Origin of the sequence: Pedobacter sp. MC2016-05 (assembly GCF_026239735.1) — a bacterium.
GTDB lineage: Bacteria > Bacteroidota > Bacteroidia > Sphingobacteriales > Sphingobacteriaceae > Pedobacter.
Genome location: NZ_JAPIVT010000001.1, coordinates 90,574 through 113,728 on the forward strand (window position 1 = coordinate 90,574; position 23,155 = coordinate 113,728).

Consider the following 23,155-nt stretch of genomic DNA (forward strand, 5'->3'; position numbering starts at 1 on the left):
TTTCTCCGCTTATTGCGGCTGTGCCGTAGCAGCGTTCTATGCTCTCATTGAGTACCTGACAAATGAGAGAGCCACGGTGTGACAATACAACTGCCTTTCGTCACAGATTCAACATGCCCCACTGAACTATCGTTTAACCAGTATAGGCTTCATCCTCGTGTCTGCCTTTCTCCCCAGCTGTGCACTCGCTTTTGGCAATTAAAGCGGCCATGCTGTACGCCGACATGCTACACTCCCTATCGGGTTTCCCCTCCAGATAAGTCGGTCGGGAGTAGACTTGGAACCTAGTCTAGTCTCTTGCCAAAGAGACATTCATTACAAAACCTTTACGGGCGCACGGTAACCATTCATGCGTTGATTAGTGAGCACTGGCAATGCCACTTTTCTCCATCGGCATATCCTGTGATTCTTATACCTGTCAAGAATTACTTTTGCCTCATCCAACAAGGGGATGTGACAAGGTGTTTCCGTTTTCTGCCGTTTGATGAATATCCATAAATTACCGTCATCACCTTTTGTAATCTGATCCAGGCGAAGCTGCTTCACATCAATATAAGAAAGACCGGTGTAACAACTGAAAATAAAAATGTCACGAACGATGTTTAAGCGCTCAAGTGGAAATTCCCGGTTTTTGATCCTATCCAACTCTTCCATATTTAGAAAAGTCCTTGCCTTAGCTTTAGCAGTATTTCGATAATTTAAAAATGGATTACCAACAATCCACCCGGCACCCAGGCAATACAGCATGATTTTTTTCAGGTGAACAATATATTTCCAGGCAGACATTGCATTATTTCCCCGATCTATCCTAAGAAATAGCTCATAATCGGTGATAAATTTAAAATCTACCTTTTTGACGTTAATGTCCTGAACCTCATATTTGAGCTGAAGAAATTGTTTAACATGTCTGATGGAACTTTGATAGGTTTGAAACGTGCTATAACTGTATCCTTTACCAATCAGTTTTTCCATATTGTCATTGTGCTTCTGATAAACTCTCAGAAGGCTATGGTTAGATGTATTCTTACCGGTAAGATGATCCCGTAAGATCACCGCTGTCACCTCATCTTCCTTTTCAACAAGAGAGGTATGAAATCTTCGAACTTTTGAGGCCAGCGTGTGCAGATAATCATTAAGTTCCCGGATCTCCTCGCGCAGGCCAGTGCCTTTTCCTTTAAGCGCGGACCAGAAGCTGGGAATAATTTCCCTGCCGACAGAATATTCCGAATGTTTTCCTTTCACGGTAATCCGTAAATAGATGGGCATCATCTCGCCCTTGATAAAATTTTTTGGTCTTTTCAGATAGAATAAAAGATGAAAATTGTAACTCATAATGATACATTTAAAATTAAACAAATGTACATTTGAGCCAGTGAGTCATCAAGATGTTCGTCAGTCGAACGAGCTGTAAATCAATATCTTACAAAATAATCCAGCACCCGAACATTTCGGAATAATTCTGGTTTTGATATTTCATTCAATTTACTGATTCACAGCGTTTTACAAAAAATAGTCAATTTTCGACTCACTAAAATTAACCATTCAGAATGGTCGAAAACGAGTTTTAATGTGTTATAAAACCAAAACAAAGCCTTGAAAATCAACGATTTGCACGACAATGTTCTGGTTTGAATCCAAGGAAGTGGTCCCGACGAGAATCGAACTCATATCTAAAGTTTAGGAAACTTCTATTCTATCCGTTGAACTACCTGTAAGATAGTTAATTGCAAATTTAACAGACCTGTTGCGCCACTAAACGCGCCAAATCATGTTTACACAACCAAAATCAATTTTACCTAAGCAGCTTGAAGATAGAGCTTACATTTCCTTTTACTACGATGGTAAAAGGTTCAGGGAATACAATGGAAATCGTCTTAATCTCAACATAAATCCAAACCAATGTACAGCTATTAAAGATAAGAAACGTCTACTCTCGCATCTACAGTTTGAATTTACAAAAGCACTTAACAGCGGTTGGAATCCTTTGGCAAAGGAGATAGAATTACCAAGTCTACTATTTGCATTGGATGCAGTTATGGAGGACAAGTTATCCACTAACCTTTGTGATCTTTACAAAAGAAACTTAATAGCGGTTACTAAGATGTTTAAGGCATCATTATCTGTTGCTGAACTCAAAGCAAACCCTGATCAACTTTCGTTGGAAACCGTAGAACGCTTCTTAAACAAGTTTCAATCTAGTGAAAGAAATTATATCAACAGGCGTAGGTGTTTAGGTACACTTATAAACGAAATGGTAAGGAGAGGTTATGCCACAAAGAATATTGTTAAATCAACAAAGACTGCTCGAGCTAAGGCCTCTTTACATGCTCCGTACTCAGCGGATGAGTTACGAAATGTCCTTGCTTTCTTAAAAGCGCATTATCCAAATCTCCATTTGTGTTGCATACTAACCTATGGTTGTTTACTTCGTCCACATCACGAGATTAGACTTTTAAAGGCCAAACATATTGTAAAAGACTGTAGCCAGATTCAATTATCAGGAAGTGAGAACAAGAGTAAGCGAGTAAGAACAGTTTATATACCTGATTACATTAAACCATTTTTAAAAGAACGCCTAGCGTGTATAACTGATAGTGAAACCAATATCTTTACTCTATCCCTTGAACCGTATAGTGTTGGCTATTTCAACTTACTTTGGGGGAAAGCACGGATCAAGATGAAAGAATCCAAACTATTACGACTGAATCAGACAATCTATTCGTTTAGGCATACTGCTGCAATACAGGTGTACCAAAAGACTAAAGACATCCATGTTCTACAGCAATTACTTCAACACTCTGATATGATTGTAACGCTCAATTATCTAAGGGGGTTGGGAGAGGTTAGTGAAGAAAGATTAAAAGAGGTCATGCCTGTGTTATAGCTAAAACCTATAACTTACAGACAAAAGTATAGTTGGTAATGCATTGGATAGTAACCAAGGCATTTGAACTACATCATGCCATCATCGGCAAAGCTGTAGTAGCAGTTTTCGCTTATAATGATGTGATCAAAGACTATTATATCCAATAGCTTTCCACACTCTACCAACCGCTTTGTTAGTTTTATATCAGTGTCACTTGGTCTTGTTGATCCACTTGGGTGATTATGTACCAAGATCAATGATGAACAGTTAGCTTTTAAAGCAGTAGCAAAAACTACCTTAGGATCAACGAATGTACCACTCACACCACCCATTGAAATATCTACAATGCCAAGCACCCTGTTACTTCTGTTCAATAGTAATACTTTGAATTCTTCGAGAAAGCCAATCTTCCCCATATCCCAATGACTCTTTAAAAGCTGAAAAGTTTGGTTTGATGAGCTGATCCTAGGGCGATCATTAATGTTGTAATCTGGTCTGTAGCTTACTAGTACTTCAGCTACCTTAAATTGTTCGTGTACCATAGTTGTATCTATTTAAATATGGCACATGTACCAAGCTTTCAACTCAACTAAATCAAGAAGCAACGGATATAAATAGCCTGTGTGATGGCTAAGTGAGCGTTTATGCCGGAATTTCTTGAAATGTGTTGAGGAGATAAGCTTAAATTTGTGTGTTGTTGTATAGATACTGCACAACCTTATTTTTCAATATCCAACTTTTAATCCATTTCCTTCTTTTAATGGGAAGGTTTAACTTATGGATATCAATGGTCAGCCTCTTTCTCACAAGTAAAGCATCACAAATATTCTCTCAACTCATCGTTTAAAAGTGATTCTGAATTTTGCTTGCATACTTTAAAAATACGCTCTAGCGGTTCATCTTCGAAAGCCAAATAGCTACAGGAATAACAACCCAACTTGTTAAGAGGTATGGTTTATCTTCGATAGCCCATGTAAGGCTTTTAATGCCACATTTGGGGCAGATGTATAAACACATATTTGGTATTTGCTAAATCAATCAAGATTGAAAGGTTCCCATTTACAAGATTGACTTTCGCGGGTTGCACCAATACCCACTGGCATTTCATATAAATCGTTTATAGATTCATCAATTGCAGTTACTTCTTCTAGTGAAATCACTTTGTAATCGTCATCATTTGGATGGTCATCATGCCCACATAAGAATTGCCAAAAGCCATCTTCCGCTTCATGTGTTATATATAGTATTGGTCTTTGTTTGTTAAGAACATGCTTGCAAACAAAGCAAGCTGTGTTTTTTGGATCGTTAAATTTATAGATCATGATAGTTGAGTAGGTAAGATATACAATATCCAAAATAGCTGCATAACCTATTGTTAAGGAGAAGGTTTATGTTTTGACACTATTGTACATATTGGTTCGCTCTGAAAGGGATTGCTCTAAGATAGTTTCAATGGACTTCTTATCAACATCAAGCAAGGTCAGGATATAGCGGGCTTTAACATGATCATTCTGAAGTGCATCACAAAATTGCTTGTCTAGCTCCGAAACATATAACCTTTCATTTACAGTCATACCTCCAAGCCCTTTTATTGCTGAGATACGTTTAAGAAGCTTTTGCTCAACTTGACTTGGACTACTATTTAACTTCCTAGTAATGAACAACCCTATCGTCAGTCCTACTACCATGGAAACAATACTTACTCCTCCATCTAATACCGTTTGTTGTTTCCCATCTATTCCAATTCCACCTAAAACAATAAATAAGCACGCAGCTAGAATTAAAAGCCACATCACTGCGATTCCGATCGACGCTCTAAACTTGCTTGAAGGAGCTATGAAATAAGCTAAAAGTATAGAGCCAGTTGTGGAGATCAGCATGATAAGACTCCGACATATAGCCGTTTGAGGGCTTTTATCTAACGACACATTATCGATTAACCCCACTATCCAATTTATTAGTATGGCAAATGTTATAGATATTGGCAATATCAAAACCCATCTAAAATAGGTTACTGGATTACTACTTTTCATCATCATCGGTCTAATGTCTTCTAGGTGCTGATCTTGTATGTGGTTTAACATATGTACCATCTTTACGAGTATAACCTTTTACATGCACGGTTCCACCGGAAGATCCAGTGGATTTTGTTGTTGATCTAGGAGTTGAAGATGGAGTATAACTTGGATAGGTTTTTAACAACCTTCCGTACCTATAATCTAAAGTTGGTACTCCATTATACGTGTAGCCGTAATCAGCTGTAAATGCTAATTGAGCGAGTTGCTTCTTTGTTAACTTTTTAAGGGGTTTCCAAGTTACAATGTATGGACTATAGCCATTTAAAAAACCATATCGTGTTGCAGTTCTTGATGACTTGCTTTTGCTTATGAATCCCTTACCCGCTTCAATTGTAGTTACTTTTTCGTAACCATCCTCAGTTGAATAGATTGGTGTTTCGGTATCAGAAACAGTAAGATAGTAGTTAGTGGTACAGCTTGACAGTAGTATAACCGCTGTTAGTAAAGAAAGGATGTAATGTTTCATTGAGCGTTAATTTTAATAGAGAGATTTAGCAATACAAAGATAACAGATTGAGCGATGATTGCAAGCCAACTAATTCATCTTATCAAGATCCAAGATTTTGTACTAATCCTTACTTTAAGGGGGAGATTTCAGTTTTTAGATATTCTCAAATGCTGTGTTGTCGATGTTATGTTTATAAGGTAATTTGATATGAGCGAGTTATCACTTTATAAGACATTAAAAGCAATTGAGGCTTAAACTTATGTAAAATCTATATACTAATTCCATTACTTTGAATCTCTCTTTTCAATTGCCTCTAATAAATTAGCAGGTAACCCTCCATATAGTTCATCAACTTGCTTAGGTTGAGTAATCATAACGTCTGCAATAATATTTATTAAACCAAATAATGACATTGCCAAATCCCTGTTATCATTCAAGTCTATGGTTCCTGGATGCACTGCATTATTTCCAACCACTCTAACTATGTCTAGTGCCTTTTGAACTTTCGCAGGAAGCCCGTCTTTGACCAATTTTGAGATATCATCATTTATATTCCTTCCAGTCCCTCCGAGATGAACACATAGCTTCTGGATCGCCAACCTGATCAATGCAGCTGCTCCCTTTGGTGACTTAGTTAGGATATCTCTAGCTTCCATGTAATCGGCTTTTATATCGTCTGGCAAGTCTGGATTAGGAAGAGAGACAGTAATAATATTAGGATGTATCATATCGTTATACAACCAAAAGCTGTTGCCGTTACAATGTTCACAAACTGCAAGCTTAGCATTAGAAACCATAGCGTACGATGAGCCGTTGTGATACCTCAAATCATACCAATACTGGCGACAATAAGCGTTGCAGCTTGGACAATTAAATGCAGTAATATTAAGAGATGGTGAGACGTACATATGAGATTATTGAAGTTCAAATATAATTGTAATAACTTAACATACAAAGAATAGCCCACTGTTCAAACTATAGTTATCTTTCTTGTCGATGTTGTATCAAGAAGTAGAATGACCTATCATCACCTATTTACCTTATAAAACATAAATAACAACCTTAATCCATACCATCACCATTGTATTTCTGATACACCTCGAAAGAACCTGTGTCGCACATTTTTGTATAAAGGGGGTTAATAAAATAGATATGATTAGAAAAAGTGCGAGTTACACTTTACACATCATCGTCACTATTCAGAGGTAGCAGCAAGTCTGAATCATTATTAGGTTTCTTCAAAGTAGATACAGTATTTACACGTTTGCCAACCATCACACGTTTCATAAACTCTTGGGGGAAGGTATCAAGCACAGTCATTTTGGTTTCATCCGGAAGTGTTTTGCTTAACCATATCTCTTCTTCAGGTTTAGTCAAGATAACAGGCATACGCTTCTTTGCATGAATCTCAGCAACCAAAGGGTTAGCCTCGGTAGTTAAGATACCGTAGGTACGGAACTTTTCTTTCGTTTCAGGATCAACCCACTGCGACCATAAGCCTGCAAAACAGAACAGCTTTCTATCTTTGACAGTGAAACGGTAAGGTTGCTGTTCGCCTTTAGCATCTTTCTTCCATTCATAGAAACCATCCGCCATTACCAAACAGGTTTTATGATTTACAAGTAGCGGTCTCCACAACTTACTTTCCATTGCCGTTTCACTTTTAATGTTCCAAGTATCACGAGTGAGTTTCAAGCTATCCGCAAAGTAAGGCACAATACCAAAAGCCATCTGTTGAATGATGTCTGGGTCGTCTGCTGTAATGACCAATCCTTTCTGTGTGATGGCGAGATTATAATTAGGTGTCCACTCCCCTTGAATCTGGTGCGGATGGGTTTTAAGAATTTCCTTTTCCTCTGCTGTTAATGTATATCTAGCACACATGGTTACCTTTTAAACACAACAACAATTAACTGAGTAAGTTAGTTTTTCTTCTTCCTTGGTTTCGGAGTCTGTGTATCGTTGATCTGATTTAGCGTTGAAGCTTCTTTAAGTAGGTAGCGTTTAAGTAGGTTCAATAGTTCTTTCATCTCATTTAACTTTTATAATATCATTCCAGTTTGTGGTGTAGTGCGGACGCAGAAACTCGCGCTTCATAGACCACTTTTGATCCTTACCCTCGCCAGCCATCCGCAATGTTCCTGCTCCATAATGTAAGTTGAGTCGATCCAATACCTTGGAAACCTTATCGTATTTAACTCCTTTAAACTCACTGAAGATGTTAAGCTGTACTTCGGATTCAGATATCAAACCAGTGGCATTCACCTCAACCTTTTGGTACATGTAACCCCGTAAGTAGATTTTCTTTAATCCCCAAAGTGCTGTTTTTATAAGGTCAACAGTGTTATTGACAGGGTGTTCAAGCGGTATTGTGATTGCCGGATAAGCTTGCAATTCCGCTGCTACAAACTTGTTAGTCAACAATCTAACTGACAAAACTGTTGTGCATAATTTCTCTCTACGGAGCTTGTTGGCGAGTCGAGCTGCGTAGTTGGATGTTGCTTCAATGAGTTGATTATAATCGCCTGTGAGCTTTCCGAATGCCCTACTTGTACACATTCCTTTCTTCGGATCAAGTACGGTTTTCAAGGGGATGCAACTTTCACCCCACAATTCACGCCACATCCTAACGCCAACTATTGTCATGTGTGTTTGAACCCAGTCAACTGGTAACGCCCGAAACTGTGCTGCTGTTTCGATTCCATCTTTGATAAGCTTATGTGCGAATTGTCTGCCAACACCCCAAAGATCTTCGACAGGATAGTCTGCAAGTGCATCATTGATCTGTTGTTCGGTTTCCAGTACCATTACGCCGTTGTGTTTTTTCGATGTCCTGTTTGCAACCTTGGCTAGTGTCTATAACGCAAGTCACTGGGCCACTCATTTCGCTGCATAGCGGGCCACCCATTTCATTCGTCACTGGGCCAAAAAAAAGGCTTTATTTCGCTGGTTATTGGGCCAGCTTTCCGTTATTAGCTTTTTATAAAACGGAGGTAATTGGGCCAAATTTATTTATTCCGGACTTCTAAATACGGAGGTCAATGGGCCACTTTCCATGATTTATTATAGTCTTGTATCTGAAATATAAAAGCAGATACATGGCAGGACAACGAATTGATATCATGGAACTTCGCACTTTGATTGCATTAAAGCTAAAGAAATTCAGCAACCGAAAGGTAGCTCTCCTTTTGAAGATTAACCGTAAGACCGTTGATGGGTACATCAAACGGTTTACCGAACTTGGGATCACCTATGAGGAGCTTTACAAACTTTGTGAATCCGATTTAAATGATCTTTTCACTGAAGAGAGCCAAACCGAGAAACAGCGCTATGAGGAGCTTTCCGTTTTATTCCCTTCTTTTAAAAAAGAGTTTACCAAGCCCGGGTGCACCCTTCAGGCGCTTTGGAAGGATTATATAGAAAAGCACCCCAAGGGATATAAATATACCCAGTTTACCCTTCATTACCGCAAATGGAAAAAACTCAATAACCATAGCGGTAAACTGGAGCACAAGGCCGGTGAGAAGCTTTACATTGATTTCTGTGGCAAGAAACTGGGATATATTGATAAAGCAACGGGAGAACTTGTGCCTGTTGAGGTATTCGTTGCCGTGCTGCCCTGTAGTCAATATACTTTTGTAAAAGCAGTCCATTCACAAAAGCGGGAAGATCTGATCTGCTGCCTTGATGCATGTCTGCAGTGGATGGGTGGTGCACCACAGGCTATTGTTTCAGATAATCTTAAATCTGCTGTCAGCAAAGGTTCGAAATATGCGCCCATAATCAATAAGACCCTTGCCGATTTCGCCCTACATTATGGTTGCGCAGTTGACCCTGCCCGTCCGTATCACCCCCAGGATAAGGCCCTTGTGGAGCGGAGCGTAGAACTGGTGTACCAAAGAATCTACTATCCCTTAAGCAAGATTACCTTTTTTGACCTGGATTCACTTAACAAGGCAATCGCTGAGCAGCTTATAGAATACAACAACTACCTTTTCTCTCATGGAGGCGGTACGCGCAGAAGCTATTTTATTGATCTCGAGCGGGATTATCTTTATCGTCTTGTATCTGGACCATACAGCATCCGTTATTATAAAAGGGCTAAGGTCCAGCGTACTTCGCATATCTTTCTCAGCGAGGACAAGAACTATTACAGCGTTCCATTCAGGTATACCGGGATGTATGTTGAGGTGCAGTATAATCAGGATATTGTAGAGATACTCTATAACCATGTACGTATTGCATCGCATGAACGTAGCTACCGACGCGGCAACTATAAAACCATTGAGGAACATATGCCCTCCACTCATCAGGCTTATGGTCAATGGAGTCCGGAGTACTTCGAGCAGCGGGCAACCCAGATTGGTCCCGGTACACTAAAGTATATTCAGATGCTGCTGAACCAGTCCCGATATCCTGAAATCGCCTATAAGCAGTCGCTAGGTATCCTTTCCTTTGTCAGGCTATATAGTTCTGAACGGCTTGAAAAGGCCTGCATGAGAGCATCCACCTACCATAAAGCTTCATTTCATACCGTATCGAATATACTCAAAAACAGACTGGACATGGTGGAAGAAGAAGAAGAAGAAAAAACTGCTTCAACACCTGAACACGGTAATATAAGGGGAGCGGCTAGCTATCATTAATGGAGCATGCTGACCCCGGCTGGAGCTAAAAAACAAATAAATGGTAAACTAACATAATCAACCTCGATCAAAATGAATGAACACAACACGGTAGAAAAAATGCGCAGGATGCGCATGAACGCAATGGCTTCACTGTACCACAGTAGCCTCACAGATAATCTGTTTCAGGATTATTCCCTGGATAGTTTCTTAAGCATGCTGATAGATGCTGAATGGGAGAACAGGCAAAACAGAAACATCCAGAATCTGATAACCAGGGCCGGATTCAAACAGGCAGCCTCAGCTGCTGATATTGATTATAAAGCTAAAAGGAATCTGGACAGGACAACTTACGAACGGCTGCTTGGACTGAACTTTATCAGTAGAAAGGAAAATGTTATCATCACCGGACCTACAGGTTGCGGAAAGTCATTCCTGTCCCAATGTATTGGCGTAAAGGCATGCCAGTTACTGAATAAAACGATGTACTTCAACACCTCCAGGTTCTTTGACCTTGCAAAGCTAGCCAAGCTTGATGGTACATATCACCGGCTTATCAAAAAGATACAGACAACAGAACTGTTTATACTGGATGACTTTGGACTGGCGACCATTGATCAGGCATCACGTAACGTATTGATGGACGTTGTGGAAGAGCGTCATGAAAAATCATCCACTATAATTGCCACACAGATACCGGTAGCAAATTGGCATGGCCTAATTGGAGAAAGCACAATTGCAGATGCTATTCTTGACCGGATAGTTTTCTCCTCACACAGGATCGAGCTCGAAGGTGAATCCCTTAGAAAAAATAAACAATTGAGCACTTAAAAAAAATCACTTATAATTGTAAAAGGAAAGTGGCCCGTTGATTCCTGAAATGACTGGCCCGCAATGCTCCGAAATCCTTGGCCCATCAATGCCGTTATACACAGCTAGTACCTTTGTTGGTGCAATGCCAACACTAATTGGAATGCCAGTGTTATTTATTACAGTTTCCCTAATCTCAATACCGTAATCTTGTAGGTTATCGAAACCACTTAACCCTAGAAAGCATTCATCAATACTGTATACTTCCACCTCTGGAGTAAACCTTGCGAGATTAGTCATTACCCTTGCACTAATGTCTCCATATAAGGTGTAGTGACTACTGAACACCGCTATGTTGTGCTTTTGGATATCATCCCTAATCTTAAAGTATGGTGCACCCATAGCAATACCGCAGGCTTTCGCCTCGTTACTACGAGCGATAACACAGCCATCATTGTTACTTAGAACAACTACTGGAACACCATTATATTGAGGTTCAAACAGTCTGTGACAGCTAGCATAGAAATTATTACAGTCTGCCAGTGCGAACATTCTTCTGCTTTGAATGTGGTAAGCAAGTCCAAGTCACGGCACCGAATACATTGATGTTTTTACCTGTGATATTCATGCAGGCATCCATACCGTCATTGATGCATAAGTAGGTATTGTCTCCACTTATAAGAAGTTTACGGGTAAGCCATTCATCTTCAATGCAACAAACGATCAACATGCCAGAGGTTACCTTAATTGATTTATCAACTATGATAATACTACCTTTCATGATACCAAAATACCTCATGTGATCATCATCAGCCTCAAAGTAAAATGTGTTGGTTGGGTCGCTTACGATCCTTTGAGCTATATGTAATCTTTTCTGTTTGTAATCCTCCGCGGGAGATATGAAGCCCGAAACACGTGATGGATTGTCCAGTGTATCAAGCACATTGTTCTTTGGTATCTCTAGTTCTCTAATCATAACGCTGTTGCTTTACAGATCAAAATTACTAAAAATATTAGCAAAAACAAGTAGTGTTGATAGATAGCTCGAAACTAAAGCTAACGGACTGTTAGACTTTTATTTAAGTGTTGCACATTTTGTTTATAACTTGGGCTTAAACATAAGGGATAAGAAATAAATTGTGCTTATGACCTTGTAGACTTTACTATAACGTAATCATCTTATAAGTCCGGCTATAGTGCTATCTTCCATTTTAGCCATTGGGTTGAATGTCGCAATGAGCGCTTCTATAATTTCTCTGTCTCCTGATGATAACTTTGGACTAAGCCTAATTTTCATGTTCTCGAAAGCTTCTCTTCTTATCTTTAAGAGGTATCCATCAAAAGGAGGTGGCGTTTGCGTCTTTATTAATCGGCTATAACTGCCTGATACTTCTGTTGGTTTTATATTCCTTTCAATCGGCAATATAATTAGTTGATATCTATGTTCTTGCTCAACTCTCCAAATCGAACGCTTGTATTGAGATAATGCTCTGAGATATAAACCTTGCGAGTGTTTAATAGGAGGGCTGAGCAAGGTTTCGTCGTCCGTATACATTATCTCCACAGGAGTGTTTTCTGCGCTAGAAATGAAATAACCACGATCGTAATCAATGAACTCTTCAGCATTGACAAGCGAGTTTGTAATATCATGCCTTATAGAGTGTGTTGGAAACAGTGGTAGGTCGAGTTCAATTCTTACTCCTCTCATCAACGGAGTATACATATTCCATAAGGCCAAATCTTCTGTTTCATTCGATGTCCAACTAGAAATAAAAAAATACTGTGCCATTGAATGGAAGTCACTTGATGTACCCTCTGTAGGATCATTCACTCTATCAAGTCGTCCAAATCGAATTGACATGGATTTTAAGATCAATGCAAGACTATTAATACTGGTATAGTGATAAAGTTTTTTCATTATTTAGGTGGCTGTTGCATCCATTCTCAAATCTACCTGCTTATCTTCCAAACTTAGCTTTAAGCTGTTCAAGCATATCGTTATTTACTGGAGCTCTTTCCGCTGTAACCTCAGCAACAGGAACAGCAACAACCTTTGCTTTCACTCCCTCCAGAGAAAGTAAATTTGCTTTAATAGTGTCAATATTAGTCCATCCTGCACCCTCGTTCAGATCTAGGTGCTTTGCCACTTCTCTTGCGATTATGTGCTTTGAAGCAGTTCCTAGTAGTTCTTTCTGCACAGTCTCTTTATCTGTATAATCATTAAAAGCTGATTTCATCGTTGTCTCAAAATCTACTCCGAAAACACAGTAACTATCACTTATAGCCCAATCCTTTGTACCGATGATTGCAGCCAACTCTTTATCTGCTATTCCTATTGCTTTTAAAGAATCAGTTCTTTGGACACCTTGTTTATCGTGTTTATCATCATTGTCAAAACAAACAAATGTTGGGATCCCATAGAGAGTGAACAACCTCCACCATTTAGCAAGATTACCTTTTCCTTGAACTCCTATTATTTCAATACCCTCTCTAGTTACATCTAAACCACGTCTCTCCAGATATATAGGTAATGCTAATTCTTCTGTTAGCCCCTCCACTAATACAATTTTCTTAGCGAAGAAGCCGTTGAGTATATGGGTTGTCGAGTGATTAGCATAAAATGGGACAACTGTTTCAACCTTTGTTTTGTCCGCATTAGCACCTGTATCAATACAATGTTTATGGAGTGACTCAGCTGAATGGTTTATCACAGTGGTGGCTTGTCCATCCTTTCTTAATAAGAACAAACCGTCAATGTTTAACAGATCAATAAAGTTTGCACTGTGGGTTGTAATAACTATCTGTAGACCATCTGCTGCCATCTTTGTAATCATCTTAGAAAGCCACTTCTGCGCAAGTGGGTGAAGATGGGATTCGGGCTCGTCAAGTATTAAAACAATGTCTCCATCTATAAACGATTTGCAATAAGCGTGTGCAAAAGCAAGTGCTAATAATTGTTGTTGACCAGTCCCCAACTCCTCGAAACTTCTTGCATCTGTTCCCTCAACTGGATTTACACGTAGCGATTTGAAATAGTTGCTCGGATCATAAGCAGAGAAGTCCATTTGCAACATGTATGACATATTTGCAAGTATCTCACCTGAGATTGTCGACATACTGCCTTTGAATTGTTTGAACTCAGGAACTTCATCAAACGTATTTTGTATCTCAACATAAAGTTTCTTTAGTGCTGTTACACGCTGATCATCGCTTACTAGACTTTTATGCAACACTTTCATTACCTTAGATAACAAAGTATACTTTGACGTATAACTCAACTGGTATGAAAGGTTATGTTCAGAATTAACTATGATAGAGGTTAATTCACCACGCACTTCATTGGTTACATATCCGTTTGGGGTTCCATCTTCCAAAAGGGCAATATACTCAACTTCTGAACCCTTGATAGCTTTAAATTTAAATGCATTTATCCTTTGAGCCTGACGACCTAATACTCCCGCAAAGTCTGATACCGCTCCGCTGATAACAATTGGTGTCTTTGGATTTCGATCGTGATGGTCAAAGTGCTCAATATCTTTATACTTTGGATGATACTCTCCAAATAACATATCTATAGCTCGGATCACATTACTCTTGCCACAATTGTTCTCTCCGATTAGTACAACTGGTTTCTTACTAGGAAACCTAATTGTTATCTCATCTCGTATTGATCTAAAGCCCTCTATCGTGATAGAATTTAATTTTGCCATATGTACCGTATTACAGGTTGGCATGTGAGAGCTAACCTAGATTTAACCAAATATATGAATATCTATCACGTTATGAAACTTATATAAGCATGCTAATAAAGCTCACCGTTTGCGAACTGAGAAAATGTGTGAGAATCGGCAGTTGCAAAGCAACGGGATTCGATCTATGTTTTAACATAATGTAGTGGCGAACCATGAACAGAATCAAAAGGTAAATAATGATTGTTTTCGATGTTGTGTTTATAAGGTCAGGAGTGCTCCAAACAGTTGTTTGCCTTTTATAACGACAACCATAACACTAACCTCTCATCGCACATTTTTATAATGAAGGGGTTAATAAAACAGATATGATAAGAAAATGTGCAGCCTTAATGATGGACTTTACTCTTCAATCCATTGAGTAAGATCGTCCACAGGTTGTGGCAATCTTCCTTCTAACCATTTTGTTAATGTGTCTGGTTTAAAGTCTTTATCATCATTTTCTATTACCCATGATAGATAATCTGTTGGCCCTCCATTCAAGTATGGAGCAGGCGATACAGGATAGAATTTGCTCGGAAGCCTCTCATTTATAGATAAGTAATTGATTACGCAGCTGAGTTCTTGAACGGCATGCCAAGCAAGGTCATGATGAATGTCTATTGAAAACTTAACCCACCAGTCGCCTTCAGCATCCGAACCAAATGAAATTGGGGTCTGAACTGATGGTCTCATTTCCATCCGAAATAGCCTTATCTCTCTTTCAACATCTGCTCTTCTTTTAGTGTCAATAAGCTTTCCTCCATAATATCTTTTCAAGGATAGCACAACTTGGCTCAAAATGTGTGGTCATAATTAAACGATAAATGGTTTGACTATGTAGGGTTTAATGTCATTTGCTCTTCTTGAATCATAAATGAATATGTCGCTTCTGTAATGAGCTGGCACTTCAATTTGTGGGATATAGGATTGCTTGTAGTCAGCATCAGTCAGTTCGAAATTAAAATGCTGATTAACTAGGGTATTAAAAGTGTTTTTATCCTCCAGTAAAGGATATGGACTGAACCTAACAATGTATAATATTAGGTTGGCTACGACCGCTGATATGGCATTTGAAAGCGTCGCTGATGAAAAATGCGTTGTTCTATTATGTTTTGTTTTATTATAAGCGTCATACCATCCGAGGGATGTCGTAGGATTTACTGAACTCCAGCTCACAAATGGGGTAATGGGAGCTAAGGTAGCATAGCTTCGCAATGTAAATTGAAATTCATTTAAGAATAGCTTTTCTTTTAGTTTTACGTAGTCTTGGGTCGAGTAGTTTCGCCCAATTGGCGCTATACCAGACAACATCATATAGTGAACCCAGAAATTCTCAATCTCAGTACATGCTAAAATCAACAGCTCTCTAATCTTATGACTGTAAGTATTCAATGAAACTACATCGGGTTCTATATAAAGGAATAAGTCATCAAGTTTTTCTAAAAGAACTCTTAAAGCTTGCTCGCTCAATCGCCTATCTGCTTCTGTCACTTCTAAAGCTTGATAAGTGTCTGCATAATAATATAAGGCAGGTCTCCAAACTCCTTTTACCGATTCACCGACATTACTTGCCATTGTTTGGATGTTCTTAGCCCCAAAATTATGTCGTACCCAATCCTCTATTGTACCAAAGGTAGAAGCTGACTTCTTTTCTAAAACAGTTTGTCCTGTATGAACTGAATACAAATTTGTATTAGTACCGTAGAAATGAACGTAAAATCCATTTGACTCATAAGCATACCCTAGGTTCAAGCCATCGTGAAAATTAGAAACAAGACCCGGGACATTGGTATTTGTTACTTCATATACAATCGCATGCATAGTTATAAGTTTGAAAGGTATGAGTTTATTGTGTCGTAAGAAACTTTGGTTCCATTCGCTGTAGGGGCGATAATCAAAGAGTCTGCTAATGCTCCGTGAAAACCTGCATTCTTTCTTTTAGTAATTTGGAAATCGTCTAAGTCTTTACCATCCTTAATACTGCTAAATATTTTTTGTATCAAGCTAATAACCTCTCCAGTATCTTGGCAGTAATTTTTAAGTGGAAATAAAACTAGTTTGAGATTAAATTCGGTACGTTGCATTGTCGATGCTCTATGCTTGAATTCTGATGGATGTCTATTTGTAACTAAGATTGCAGGCAGCAAATTTTCATTTTCAACATCATGTCCATTTATATTGTGCCATGAAAGTACTTCATCGCTGAAATGCACGCCTGTATCGCTTGAAGCGATTACTACAGCATTGCCTTGCTCAGAAGCAAGAGTAGCCATCCTTTTAAAGTTGTTCTTCAAAGCATCACTTAGTGGCTCTGCCCATCCATAGTCAAGTAGATAAATAAAATAATCTCTATGATGTCCCTCTGGCAAACCTTCTAGACTATGAATCATTAATCCCATCTTAAGCTTTATTGTTTTTAATTATCAAATGTAAATTTTCCATTGTTAACCATGGGCGCTTGCGATGCACCATTCTATGACAGTTTGCACAAAGCAGTGCTATTTCTTCCGGTTTAGTTTTATAGTCGGCAGGCATATCACTTACCCATTTAGTGTGATGTCCCTCAATGAATCCATCCCCAACTTTACCATATACTTTCTTATAATCAAATTTGCATACTTGACAAAACAGTCGTCCATGCTTAAGTTTGAAGTTGTGCTTTGCAAGTTCTACCACTTTAGAGTTTCTTTCTCTTGCCTTGTGAGTCCTTTCAACAATCTTACCCTCTGGAAATCCATCTATTGCATCATCATTACTTGGAAAATCCTCTTCTAATTTCAGTTGCCAAAACTTCCGTTGAACTCCAAATCTACCAACAGCACTTGGAATAAACCCTAATTTTGTACAGTAAGATACGTATAGTTTGTCTAAATCCGGACTTTCTACCGGTTGAGAATCAAGTATGTCTGCTATAACCTTATTAGTCTCCTTACCATGAATATCTAACAAATATTTATATGGCTCATTGCCTTTATAGCCTAAATACCTACTTGGCGCAAAGCGTAATTCATTGCCAACTTGATAAGCCACATAGCATATTCCTTGCTTAATGAGCTTTTGTGCACTAATAACTCGCAGCTCGTCCGTTGAGGTCAAGAAGTTTTCTAGCGTTTCAATGTTTAACTTAAGCTGTGTTAGATTAACGATGTATTCTGGCGAATCGATAGTTTCTTTATATTTATCTAATAAAGATCTCATTTTCTTCGCGGTCGTCTTTTTCTTTCCGATACCCTCATAATAAACAATATGTTGGTTCAAAGCCAAGAGTGCTTTACGTAGAAATGCTTGACCATAGTCTATACTTATCTTATCCAAGAAATAATCCATTGAAGCATAGTTGAGGGTGCGCTGAAAGCGACGACCTTTGAGCATCAATTTTAAATTGTTAATATAGTCTGCGGCAGAATTAACGTTCATATTTGCCTCAAAAGCAAGTTTTTTTACTCCAACTGAAGGCTTTAATGTACCTTGACAGACTTCTTTGGCTATACTGTAAGCTAACGGAATTGCTTGCGAATCAATTTTCATATGAGAGTTTAATTTTGCTGTTAAGTTAAGACTTACCACCAATAAAACGAAATAATCTGCTCTTGAATCTGAATAAGCGAACAGCCTGCGAATGTTTCGACGGTCGTTACAGAGAAGTTCGCAGAACGATGTAACGATATGTTTTATGCAATAAAACACAAGGCTTGGCGGTGTTGTTGATTGGTAATTCTTGATGGTATATCTGCTCAACAATAGTGACAAGCCGAAGCCAGAGAAACCACGCAGGTTCGCCTAAAAGTGGAGCCTGACTAGATTTATCCAGGATGAAGTGAAGCAAATCCTAGATAAAGATAGAGAGAAGGCTCATGAAGCCATCCGCTTTGCCAAAATTAAAACCATGCCAGTGCAAAGCAATGGCATGTGTTTTAAGTGGCATTAGACATGGCGGAATTCCGATCTACCTACCTTATACCACTGTCTGTTGCTAAGTACCACAAGCTGAAAAGTGAACGCAGTACCTTATAAAGCTAGCACTACAAACGCCATCTTTCACCACTATAAAGAGTAAACCCTCCCTTTCTCGCTGTAAGCCACTGAATGAGAGAGGGAGGGAATTACGATGCATTAGAATGCTTTGCCACCTACCTTACCGAAAATCGAAATAATACGTTGGGCATTGATACTGGTGTTTGTTAACTCACGTAATCCTGTTTCTGAAAGTAGAACCTTTATGTATACACCGTCTTTGGAACAGTAGATGTAAAGTGAATTAGTCCATTTGCCACCATCAGTTAAGCCACTTTCATGCCCTCTAACAGTGGATCTCAATAGCTCCGATAATAAGTTCCCGTCAAGCTTAGGTACACCGAGAAGGCTTGTGACAATGCAAATGCTGGCTCAAAACTTTTTACATCACCAAACAAGTGATCAGCCGAAATTTAGGCCGTTGCAAAGTCATCTCTAGGTGTCAATGGTATTGGCGGAGTTGCGTTACCGCCAACGTAAATATCATAGTTCCAACCTGAGGGATTGTGATACTTGAACTTTCTACCGTTGGGATCTACAAAGAAACCACGATGGATATGTGAACGTGCATTCATCACATATTCACTTTGATAAAGATAAGGCAGATCGTTTACATTTAATTCAACGGATTCTGGCTGTTTGCTTAGTTCGTATGAAATCATGTCAGCAAAAGTTTAAGGTGTAAGTGTTTTCAGGAGGCCATCGGTGAAGATACTTGTGTTAAGCTTATTTGTGTTGCCACTTGATACGAGCAAAATCCGTTTGTATACATCAAGCTCTGCTAGGTAAACCAAAACGGATTTGGTCCGCCAGCCCGAATCCATTATAAAACTCTCTGATTCAACGATTGGCGCACTCAATAAATCTTTGATTACTTCACTTGTTAATTCAAATCTTAAATCGCTCTTTGTTACTTCACAAAGTTCTAATTTGTTAAATAGTTCTGACGGTTTAATGGTATCGTAGTATACGACGTCCGTTTTAATGTGCGGCTCATCCATAGATTCTTCATTGGAAGGGGTATTTGAATTGTATTCTTCCTCTTTAATAATCGAAAAGTAGTCCTCTTCAGGAATGCTATAACGGTACTGATTACCTTTGCTATCTAAATAGAAACCTCTTTTATCAAAACCAAAGTTGTGGGAGTCACTTTGGTAAAGATAAGGTAGGTCTTCTGTTGATAATAGATTGGTCTCTGTGTGAGGCTCGTGAAGATTTAAGTGACTTGATTCCATGATACATTCCTTAATGTGAGAATATTTTTATACTATGTTAACTTTTATAAAAACAGAACAGAACCCGCTTCATGGGTAGAACAAGTATACCATTGCATTAGCAGACCCATTACCAAATTTTAAATGAGTTAACGATAAGGGTACGCCCCTCCTCTACACACATAGCTGAGATTCTTCTTCCAACTTGAATATAACCGCTTATGTAATCCTTCCTTTCTAAGGTAAGGTTCATAAAATCGAAGTTTATATAGATGGACACCCCACTTTCATCGATCACGTAAACGCCATCGTTCTCTTCATCAACCCTCTGAATTATACCATCAATAAGTAGTGTATTATCACTTCTGTAGACTTCATCAGGAAATAAATCAGCGAACCTAACCACAAGGGAAGGCTGAACAGCTCTTGAAATATTTAGTGCCTTAGGATCCACAATGGATTTTGAGGCGATAGTGTCTTGAACTTCTTTAGAATGATAATTACTACTTTGATTTTCATTCAACCTCCCGATGCCGAATGTAGAATTAGTGTTGTTTTGAGTTCCTATGTTAGTACGATGATTTACGTCTTCACTTTCTCTATACCTCATGATAAACACAGTACTAAGCACCAGTAAAGTCGCTACTAAACAAGCTATGATCATATATAAACCTTTAGTTTTCATATCAATCAAGTTTACTCAAATAAGAAATAGCTCTTCCACAGGGACCTCCACCTACGAACTTTCCTCCAAGCTGAACTGGACGATACCTCATATCCCAAGGTACATTTAAATCTACTATTAATACTAAGCCACTCTTCGAAGGGTTCGGACGTAACTCTATGTGAAGTTTTTCTTCTCCTTTTGATAAGTCAGTAGAATAGTAATCACCTTGGGCATCAGATGTTAAAGCTAGTATTGTATCTTCTTCCTCCTGAACATCTTTTATGATCACCAAATCTTCCTTGAATTTTAGATCGTAGCGTTTCTGCTTAAACTTCTCGCTAAGAAACCCACCAATTGATTTACCATTAATGGTATCATCAGAACACTTTGGTAAGGTGTTGAATTGGTCATCATGGGATTTTATGTTGAGGACGATGTACTTCCCATCTTTGAATTTGGTACAGCTTGCTAATGTAAATAATACAGCAAACAGCATTAACAGTTTTAGAGCTTTCATTAAAATTTGAATCGATAGTGCCCGCTCGATTTATCAGTTAACACGAAAGCGTAGGGAACTGTACCAATCCTGCACTCAGAGGCTCCTAGGAGGGCCCATTGCAACAGATGGACAGCACCTACGCTCTTGCGCAGGCGTGAACCACTCTGTTCTTGTTGCAATGTTTGAATTTTCCTAGGATTCCTGATATGCAAGAACTGATAGCTACGCTAAATTTCTTCTATATGTAATGTATGTATTTTACTCTACGCCATTTTTTTCATTTGGCTATAAATATAGGAAGTGGATTTAAAATTAGGTGCATTCCTGTACCCATATTTTTTATTTATGCAGCTTCTTTTTCCACCGTACCAATACTCACGTAATCAGTTTCCCCTTCAACAACTCGTCTATAGTAGAAGTTATGTAGATTCTCAGCAGGTAGATAGTTTACTCTGAGCGCGTATTCAATCCCTCCAGTATTGTCGTTGGAATGGGTAAGTTGGTAACACTCCCTTAAAAGGTTGTTGGTAAGCATGCTCCCGAACTTCTCGATTGCCTCCAAACCTAGGTCAATAAATAAATAGTACTTTCCATCCTTTGGACTCATTGATAGAGTGATGTTCCAGTGATAGCAGATGAACTCTTTCACAAGGTTTGTGTTCTGTTCATTCTTGGTATGATCCATCAAAGCAAAGGTTCTGAACTTTGCAACGTCGAATCGCTTTAGGAGATTGGTAGCAGCATCCACCATTAAGGTGTATGCCTTTTCAACTTCCTTGTTTACCTGTTGTACATCGTTTGTGATCGCGACGAACTGTGTCTTTGGCGCTTTGGCCTTTGTTTGTGTTTTCATTGTTGTAAGAATTAAAAGTGATTAAATAGAAAAAGACATCCTGTTAAAGATGCCTTTAGTGTGTTGCGTGCAGAAAAGTGTTAACGTTTAAAAGATGAGAATGGAGCTTGTTTAAAGCAATGTGATGAAGCGTTCTGGTTGAACTTGTAGTGATCTATTATGGAAGTTTGTGTAGCTTGTAGCGAACTTAAATAGCTCCATGCAATCAGTGAGAGCAAGTGTTTTGATCAACTTGTTAAGTTCCATTTCATAGGTGCAGTTGCAAAAGTGATATTCAATTTTGTAATGGTTCCACATGTTACATTTCAGACCAAAGTAACACTGTGCAGTTTGTATGGAATGGATTAATTCAACATTCAACGGATGCGGCTTGTAGTCAATCTCGATGCAAACTTTATTTGATTTGACGGTTTGAGCTTGTGCATGCTGCTTAACGTGCTTAACCAGGATGTGGAACATTCGTTCTGTTAGCTTGTTGTCGGCCTTTTGAAAAGGAGTTGCTCGCTTAGCTGCCTGATAACAATTCTTGTAAGCTGAACGCTTACTAGACCATTGTTCCTCATTGATCCTAACCTGATCAGCTAGCTTGTTTCTTTCCTGTGGATGCTTCTTGAAGTCCATATTGATTTCTTATAAGTTAAAACGTTTATAATTCCTGGTAATGAAGAAAGCTTTTAAATCCCTAATAGAGTTCTTGTTCTACGCTTTGATTTCCTCAAAACCAAGTCACGGGGGTGAGGTCCATACCTATGCCCTAGAGGGGGGCATTCTCATCTTTTTGTTATGGGCATCATTCCTTAAGAGTTTCATTGGTAAGTGTTAACTTTTATAAAGACAGGATATACTGGAGATTCAAATTGCCCTGCATAAGCCAACCCTCACATAGTATTGAACTTGCATTTCAAAGTATAGGGGGCTAACTTGTGGAGATGGCATTCCAAATTTTTATTTTTAAATTAGCCATCTATCACTACTTTTACATCAATGCCTGTAGCACTCTCTTTCACAATCAAAGTATGGCTCACCAGTATTGTTCTAGGTACGTTAGCTCTATGGTCAACAATGATCATCTTTTCTCCGGCTGAGGATGCACCATGGGGGGAGATGCCTTTATTCCTTTTATTGACTATTGTAATCGCAGCACTGATTTCATTTCCCACATCTTTGGTATTCTTTCTGTCAACCTACCTACTTAAAAGTAAAAACGTTACCCCAGTACTGGCAAAGATTGCAGTCAGCTTAATTGCAATTACTGCGTGCTTTATAACATTTCTATTGATCGCCCGATCAGATCATAATTCTGTTTTTGATAGAGGTTACTTCACTCTGCTTCTATGTTATAGCTCACCA

25 protein-coding genes and 1 tRNA gene are annotated in these 23,155 nt (G+C 38.7%); 3 read left to right on the forward strand and 23 right to left on the reverse strand.

All coding sequences use genetic code 11. The features are described 5' to 3' along the window. Window positions 1-315: 315 nt before the first annotated feature. Both OQZ33_RS00350 and OQZ33_RS00355 read right to left on the reverse strand, forming a co-directional pair. The gene (locus tag OQZ33_RS00350; RefSeq protein ID WP_265797064.1) at window positions 316-1,332 is read right to left on the reverse strand and encodes a site-specific integrase; all 1,017 of its coding nucleotides are present in this window, start codon (window positions 1,330-1,332) and stop codon (window positions 316-318) included. A 311-nt stretch (window positions 1,333-1,643) separates the two neighbouring features. After that, window positions 1,644-1,709: transfer RNA gene (locus OQZ33_RS00355), tRNA-Arg, on the reverse strand. Between the two features lie 59 nt (window positions 1,710-1,768). On the opposite strand from OQZ33_RS00355, the gene OQZ33_RS00360 reads away from it, so the two are divergent. Further along, on the forward strand, window positions 1,769-2,884 hold the full coding sequence (locus OQZ33_RS00360) for a tyrosine-type recombinase/integrase (RefSeq protein WP_265797065.1): 1,116 nt from the start codon (window positions 1,769-1,771) through the stop codon (window positions 2,882-2,884). Between the two features lie 68 nt (window positions 2,885-2,952). On the opposite strand, the gene OQZ33_RS00365 is transcribed toward OQZ33_RS00360, so the two are convergent. The 7 genes from OQZ33_RS00365 to OQZ33_RS00395 all read right to left on the reverse strand — a co-directional run bounded on the left by OQZ33_RS00365 (window position 2,953) and on the right by OQZ33_RS00395 (window position 8,200). Next, the gene (locus tag OQZ33_RS00365) at window positions 2,953-3,408 is read right to left on the reverse strand and encodes a JAB domain-containing protein (RefSeq protein ID WP_265797066.1); all 456 of its coding nucleotides are present in this window, start codon (window positions 3,406-3,408) and stop codon (window positions 2,953-2,955) included. 492 nt (window positions 3,409-3,900) lie between these two features. After that, complete coding sequence (locus OQZ33_RS00370; protein ID WP_265797067.1) at window positions 3,901-4,188, reverse strand: immunity protein Imm33 domain-containing protein; 288 nt, start codon at window positions 4,186-4,188, stop codon at window positions 3,901-3,903. 66 nt (window positions 4,189-4,254) lie between these two features. Continuing rightward, window positions 4,255-4,746: a hypothetical protein gene (locus OQZ33_RS00375; RefSeq protein ID WP_265797068.1), complete on the reverse strand. Its 492-nt coding sequence runs from the start codon at window positions 4,744-4,746 to the stop codon at window positions 4,255-4,257. Window positions 4,747-4,909: 163 nt separating this feature from the next. Further along, complete coding sequence (locus OQZ33_RS00380; RefSeq protein ID WP_265797069.1) at window positions 4,910-5,410, reverse strand: hypothetical protein; 501 nt, start codon at window positions 5,408-5,410, stop codon at window positions 4,910-4,912. 266 nt (window positions 5,411-5,676) lie between these two features. Further along, window positions 5,677-6,120 (reverse strand): DUF4145 domain-containing protein, encoded by a 444-nt coding sequence (locus OQZ33_RS00385; protein WP_265797070.1) that lies wholly within the window; start codon window positions 6,118-6,120, stop codon window positions 5,677-5,679. A 451-nt stretch (window positions 6,121-6,571) separates the two neighbouring features. Continuing rightward, the gene (locus OQZ33_RS00390; RefSeq protein ID WP_265797071.1) at window positions 6,572-7,276 is read right to left on the reverse strand and encodes an SOS response-associated peptidase; all 705 of its coding nucleotides are present in this window, start codon (window positions 7,274-7,276) and stop codon (window positions 6,572-6,574) included. 147 nt (window positions 7,277-7,423) lie between these two features. Beyond that, the gene (locus OQZ33_RS00395; RefSeq protein WP_265797072.1) at window positions 7,424-8,200 is read right to left on the reverse strand and encodes a DUF4113 domain-containing protein; all 777 of its coding nucleotides are present in this window, start codon (window positions 8,198-8,200) and stop codon (window positions 7,424-7,426) included. Window positions 8,201-8,490: 290 nt separating this feature from the next. On the opposite strand from OQZ33_RS00395, the gene istA reads away from it, so the two are divergent. Then, a complete protein-coding gene (istA, locus tag OQZ33_RS00400) occupies window positions 8,491-10,038 on the forward strand; it encodes an IS21 family transposase (RefSeq protein ID WP_265797073.1) in 1,548 nt (515 codons plus the stop codon). A gap of 72 nt (window positions 10,039-10,110) precedes the next feature. After that, on the forward strand, window positions 10,111-10,848 hold the full coding sequence (istB, locus tag OQZ33_RS00405) for an IS21-like element helper ATPase IstB (RefSeq protein ID WP_265797074.1): 738 nt from the start codon (window positions 10,111-10,113) through the stop codon (window positions 10,846-10,848). A gap of 6 nt (window positions 10,849-10,854) precedes the next feature. On the opposite strand, the gene OQZ33_RS00410 is transcribed toward istB, so the two are convergent. The 14 genes from OQZ33_RS00410 to OQZ33_RS00475 all read right to left on the reverse strand — a co-directional run bounded on the left by OQZ33_RS00410 (window position 10,855) and on the right by OQZ33_RS00475 (window position 21,805). Then, on the reverse strand, window positions 10,855-11,379 hold the full coding sequence (locus OQZ33_RS00410; RefSeq protein WP_265797075.1) for a hypothetical protein: 525 nt from the start codon (window positions 11,377-11,379) through the stop codon (window positions 10,855-10,857). After that, window positions 11,357-11,803 carry a S24 family peptidase gene (locus OQZ33_RS00415; RefSeq protein WP_265797076.1) on the reverse strand — a complete coding sequence of 149 codons (447 nt, stop codon included), beginning with the start codon at window positions 11,801-11,803 and terminating at the stop codon, window positions 11,357-11,359. Before OQZ33_RS00415 ends, OQZ33_RS00410 begins: the two co-directional genes overlap by 23 nt. Before the next feature lie 198 nt (window positions 11,804-12,001). Continuing rightward, complete coding sequence (locus OQZ33_RS00420) at window positions 12,002-12,745, reverse strand: hypothetical protein (RefSeq protein ID WP_265797077.1); 744 nt, start codon at window positions 12,743-12,745, stop codon at window positions 12,002-12,004. A 40-nt stretch (window positions 12,746-12,785) separates the two neighbouring features. After that, window positions 12,786-14,537, reverse strand: coding sequence for an ATP-dependent nuclease (locus tag OQZ33_RS00425; RefSeq protein WP_265797078.1), 1,752 nt, complete (start codon window positions 14,535-14,537; stop codon window positions 12,786-12,788). 381 nt (window positions 14,538-14,918) lie between these two features. After that, window positions 14,919-15,335 carry a hypothetical protein gene (locus OQZ33_RS00430; RefSeq protein WP_265797079.1) on the reverse strand — a complete coding sequence of 139 codons (417 nt, stop codon included), beginning with the start codon at window positions 15,333-15,335 and terminating at the stop codon, window positions 14,919-14,921. 36 nt (window positions 15,336-15,371) lie between these two features. After that, window positions 15,372-16,379 (reverse strand): hypothetical protein, encoded by a 1,008-nt coding sequence (locus OQZ33_RS00435; protein ID WP_265797080.1) that lies wholly within the window; start codon window positions 16,377-16,379, stop codon window positions 15,372-15,374. A gap of 2 nt (window positions 16,380-16,381) precedes the next feature. Then, a complete protein-coding gene (locus OQZ33_RS00440; protein WP_265797081.1) occupies window positions 16,382-16,957 on the reverse strand; it encodes a hypothetical protein in 576 nt (191 codons plus the stop codon). 1 nt (window position 16,958) lies between these two features. Beyond that, window positions 16,959-18,086, reverse strand: coding sequence for an HNH endonuclease (locus tag OQZ33_RS00445; RefSeq protein WP_265797082.1), 1,128 nt, complete (start codon window positions 18,084-18,086; stop codon window positions 16,959-16,961). Between the two features lie 585 nt (window positions 18,087-18,671). After that, on the reverse strand, window positions 18,672-18,875 hold the full coding sequence (locus tag OQZ33_RS00450) for a hypothetical protein (RefSeq protein WP_265797083.1): 204 nt from the start codon (window positions 18,873-18,875) through the stop codon (window positions 18,672-18,674). 110 nt (window positions 18,876-18,985) lie between these two features. Further along, entirely contained in the window at window positions 18,986-19,234 is a 249-nt protein-coding gene (locus OQZ33_RS00455; RefSeq protein WP_265797084.1) for a hypothetical protein, read from the reverse strand. Window positions 19,235-19,246: 12 nt separating this feature from the next. Then, window positions 19,247-19,807, reverse strand: a complete 561-nt coding sequence (locus OQZ33_RS00460; RefSeq protein ID WP_265797085.1) for a hypothetical protein — start codon at window positions 19,805-19,807, stop codon at window positions 19,247-19,249. Between the two features lie 109 nt (window positions 19,808-19,916). After that, window positions 19,917-20,471: a hypothetical protein gene (locus OQZ33_RS00465; RefSeq protein ID WP_265797086.1), complete on the reverse strand. Its 555-nt coding sequence runs from the start codon at window positions 20,469-20,471 to the stop codon at window positions 19,917-19,919. Window position 20,472: 1 nt separating this feature from the next. After that, entirely contained in the window at window positions 20,473-20,949 is a 477-nt protein-coding gene (locus tag OQZ33_RS00470; RefSeq protein ID WP_265797087.1) for a hypothetical protein, read from the reverse strand. Between the two features lie 346 nt (window positions 20,950-21,295). After that, the gene (locus OQZ33_RS00475; protein WP_265797088.1) at window positions 21,296-21,805 is read right to left on the reverse strand and encodes a hypothetical protein; all 510 of its coding nucleotides are present in this window, start codon (window positions 21,803-21,805) and stop codon (window positions 21,296-21,298) included. Window positions 21,806-23,155: the final 1,350 nt, after the last annotated feature.

Coding starts and splice junctions, on each gene's coding strand:
- istB (WP_265797074.1), top strand. CDS start 10,111: ATGAATGAACACAACACGGTAGAAAAAATGCGCAGGATGCGCATGAAC.
- OQZ33_RS00440 (WP_265797081.1), bottom strand. CDS start 16,957: ATGGGATTAATGATTCATAGTCTAGAAGGTTTGCCAGAGGGACATCAT.
- OQZ33_RS00370 (WP_265797067.1), bottom strand. CDS start 4,188: ATGATCTATAAATTTAACGATCCAAAAAACACAGCTTGCTTTGTTTGC.
- OQZ33_RS00365 (WP_265797066.1), bottom strand. CDS start 3,408: ATGGTACACGAACAATTTAAGGTAGCTGAAGTACTAGTAAGCTACAGA.
- OQZ33_RS00470 (WP_265797087.1), bottom strand. CDS start 20,949: ATGCTGTTTGCTGTATTATTTACATTAGCAAGCTGTACCAAATTCAAA.
- OQZ33_RS00425 (WP_265797078.1), bottom strand. CDS start 14,537: ATGGCAAAATTAAATTCTATCACGATAGAGGGCTTTAGATCAATACGA.
- OQZ33_RS00395 (WP_265797072.1), bottom strand. CDS start 8,200: ATGGTACTGGAAACCGAACAACAGATCAATGATGCACTTGCAGACTAT.
- OQZ33_RS00465 (WP_265797086.1), bottom strand. CDS start 20,471: ATGAAAACTAAAGGTTTATATATGATCATAGCTTGTTTAGTAGCGACT.
- OQZ33_RS00385 (WP_265797070.1), bottom strand. CDS start 6,120: ATGATACATCCTAATATTATTACTGTCTCTCTTCCTAATCCAGACTTG.
- OQZ33_RS00380 (WP_265797069.1), bottom strand. CDS start 5,410: ATGAAACATTACATCCTTTCTTTACTAACAGCGGTTATACTACTGTCA.
- OQZ33_RS00360 (WP_265797065.1), top strand. CDS start 1,769: ATGTTTACACAACCAAAATCAATTTTACCTAAGCAGCTTGAAGATAGA.
- istA (WP_265797073.1), top strand. CDS start 8,491: ATGGCAGGACAACGAATTGATATCATGGAACTTCGCACTTTGATTGCA.
- OQZ33_RS00475 (WP_265797088.1), bottom strand. CDS start 21,805: ATGAAAACACAAACAAAGGCCAAAGCGCCAAAGACACAGTTCGTCGCG.
- OQZ33_RS00420 (WP_265797077.1), bottom strand. CDS start 12,745: ATGAAAAAACTTTATCACTATACCAGTATTAATAGTCTTGCATTGATC.
- OQZ33_RS00350 (WP_265797064.1), bottom strand. CDS start 1,332: ATGAGTTACAATTTTCATCTTTTATTCTATCTGAAAAGACCAAAAAAT.
- OQZ33_RS00390 (WP_265797071.1), bottom strand. CDS start 7,276: ATGTGTGCTAGATATACATTAACAGCAGAGGAAAAGGAAATTCTTAAA.
- OQZ33_RS00455 (WP_265797084.1), bottom strand. CDS start 19,234: ATGATTTCATACGAACTAAGCAAACAGCCAGAATCCGTTGAATTAAAT.
- OQZ33_RS00410 (WP_265797075.1), bottom strand. CDS start 11,379: ATGTTCGCACTGGCAGACTGTAATAATTTCTATGCTAGCTGTCACAGA.
- OQZ33_RS00435 (WP_265797080.1), bottom strand. CDS start 16,379: ATGCATGCGATTGTATATGAAGTAACAAATACCAATGTCCCGGGTCTT.
- OQZ33_RS00415 (WP_265797076.1), bottom strand. CDS start 11,803: ATGATTAGAGAACTAGAGATACCAAAGAACAATGTGCTTGATACACTG.
- OQZ33_RS00375 (WP_265797068.1), bottom strand. CDS start 4,746: ATGCTGATCTCCACAACTGGCTCTATACTTTTAGCTTATTTCATAGCT.
- OQZ33_RS00445 (WP_265797082.1), bottom strand. CDS start 18,086: ATGAAAATTGATTCGCAAGCAATTCCGTTAGCTTACAGTATAGCCAAA.
- OQZ33_RS00460 (WP_265797085.1), bottom strand. CDS start 19,807: ATGGAATCAAGTCACTTAAATCTTCACGAGCCTCACACAGAGACCAAT.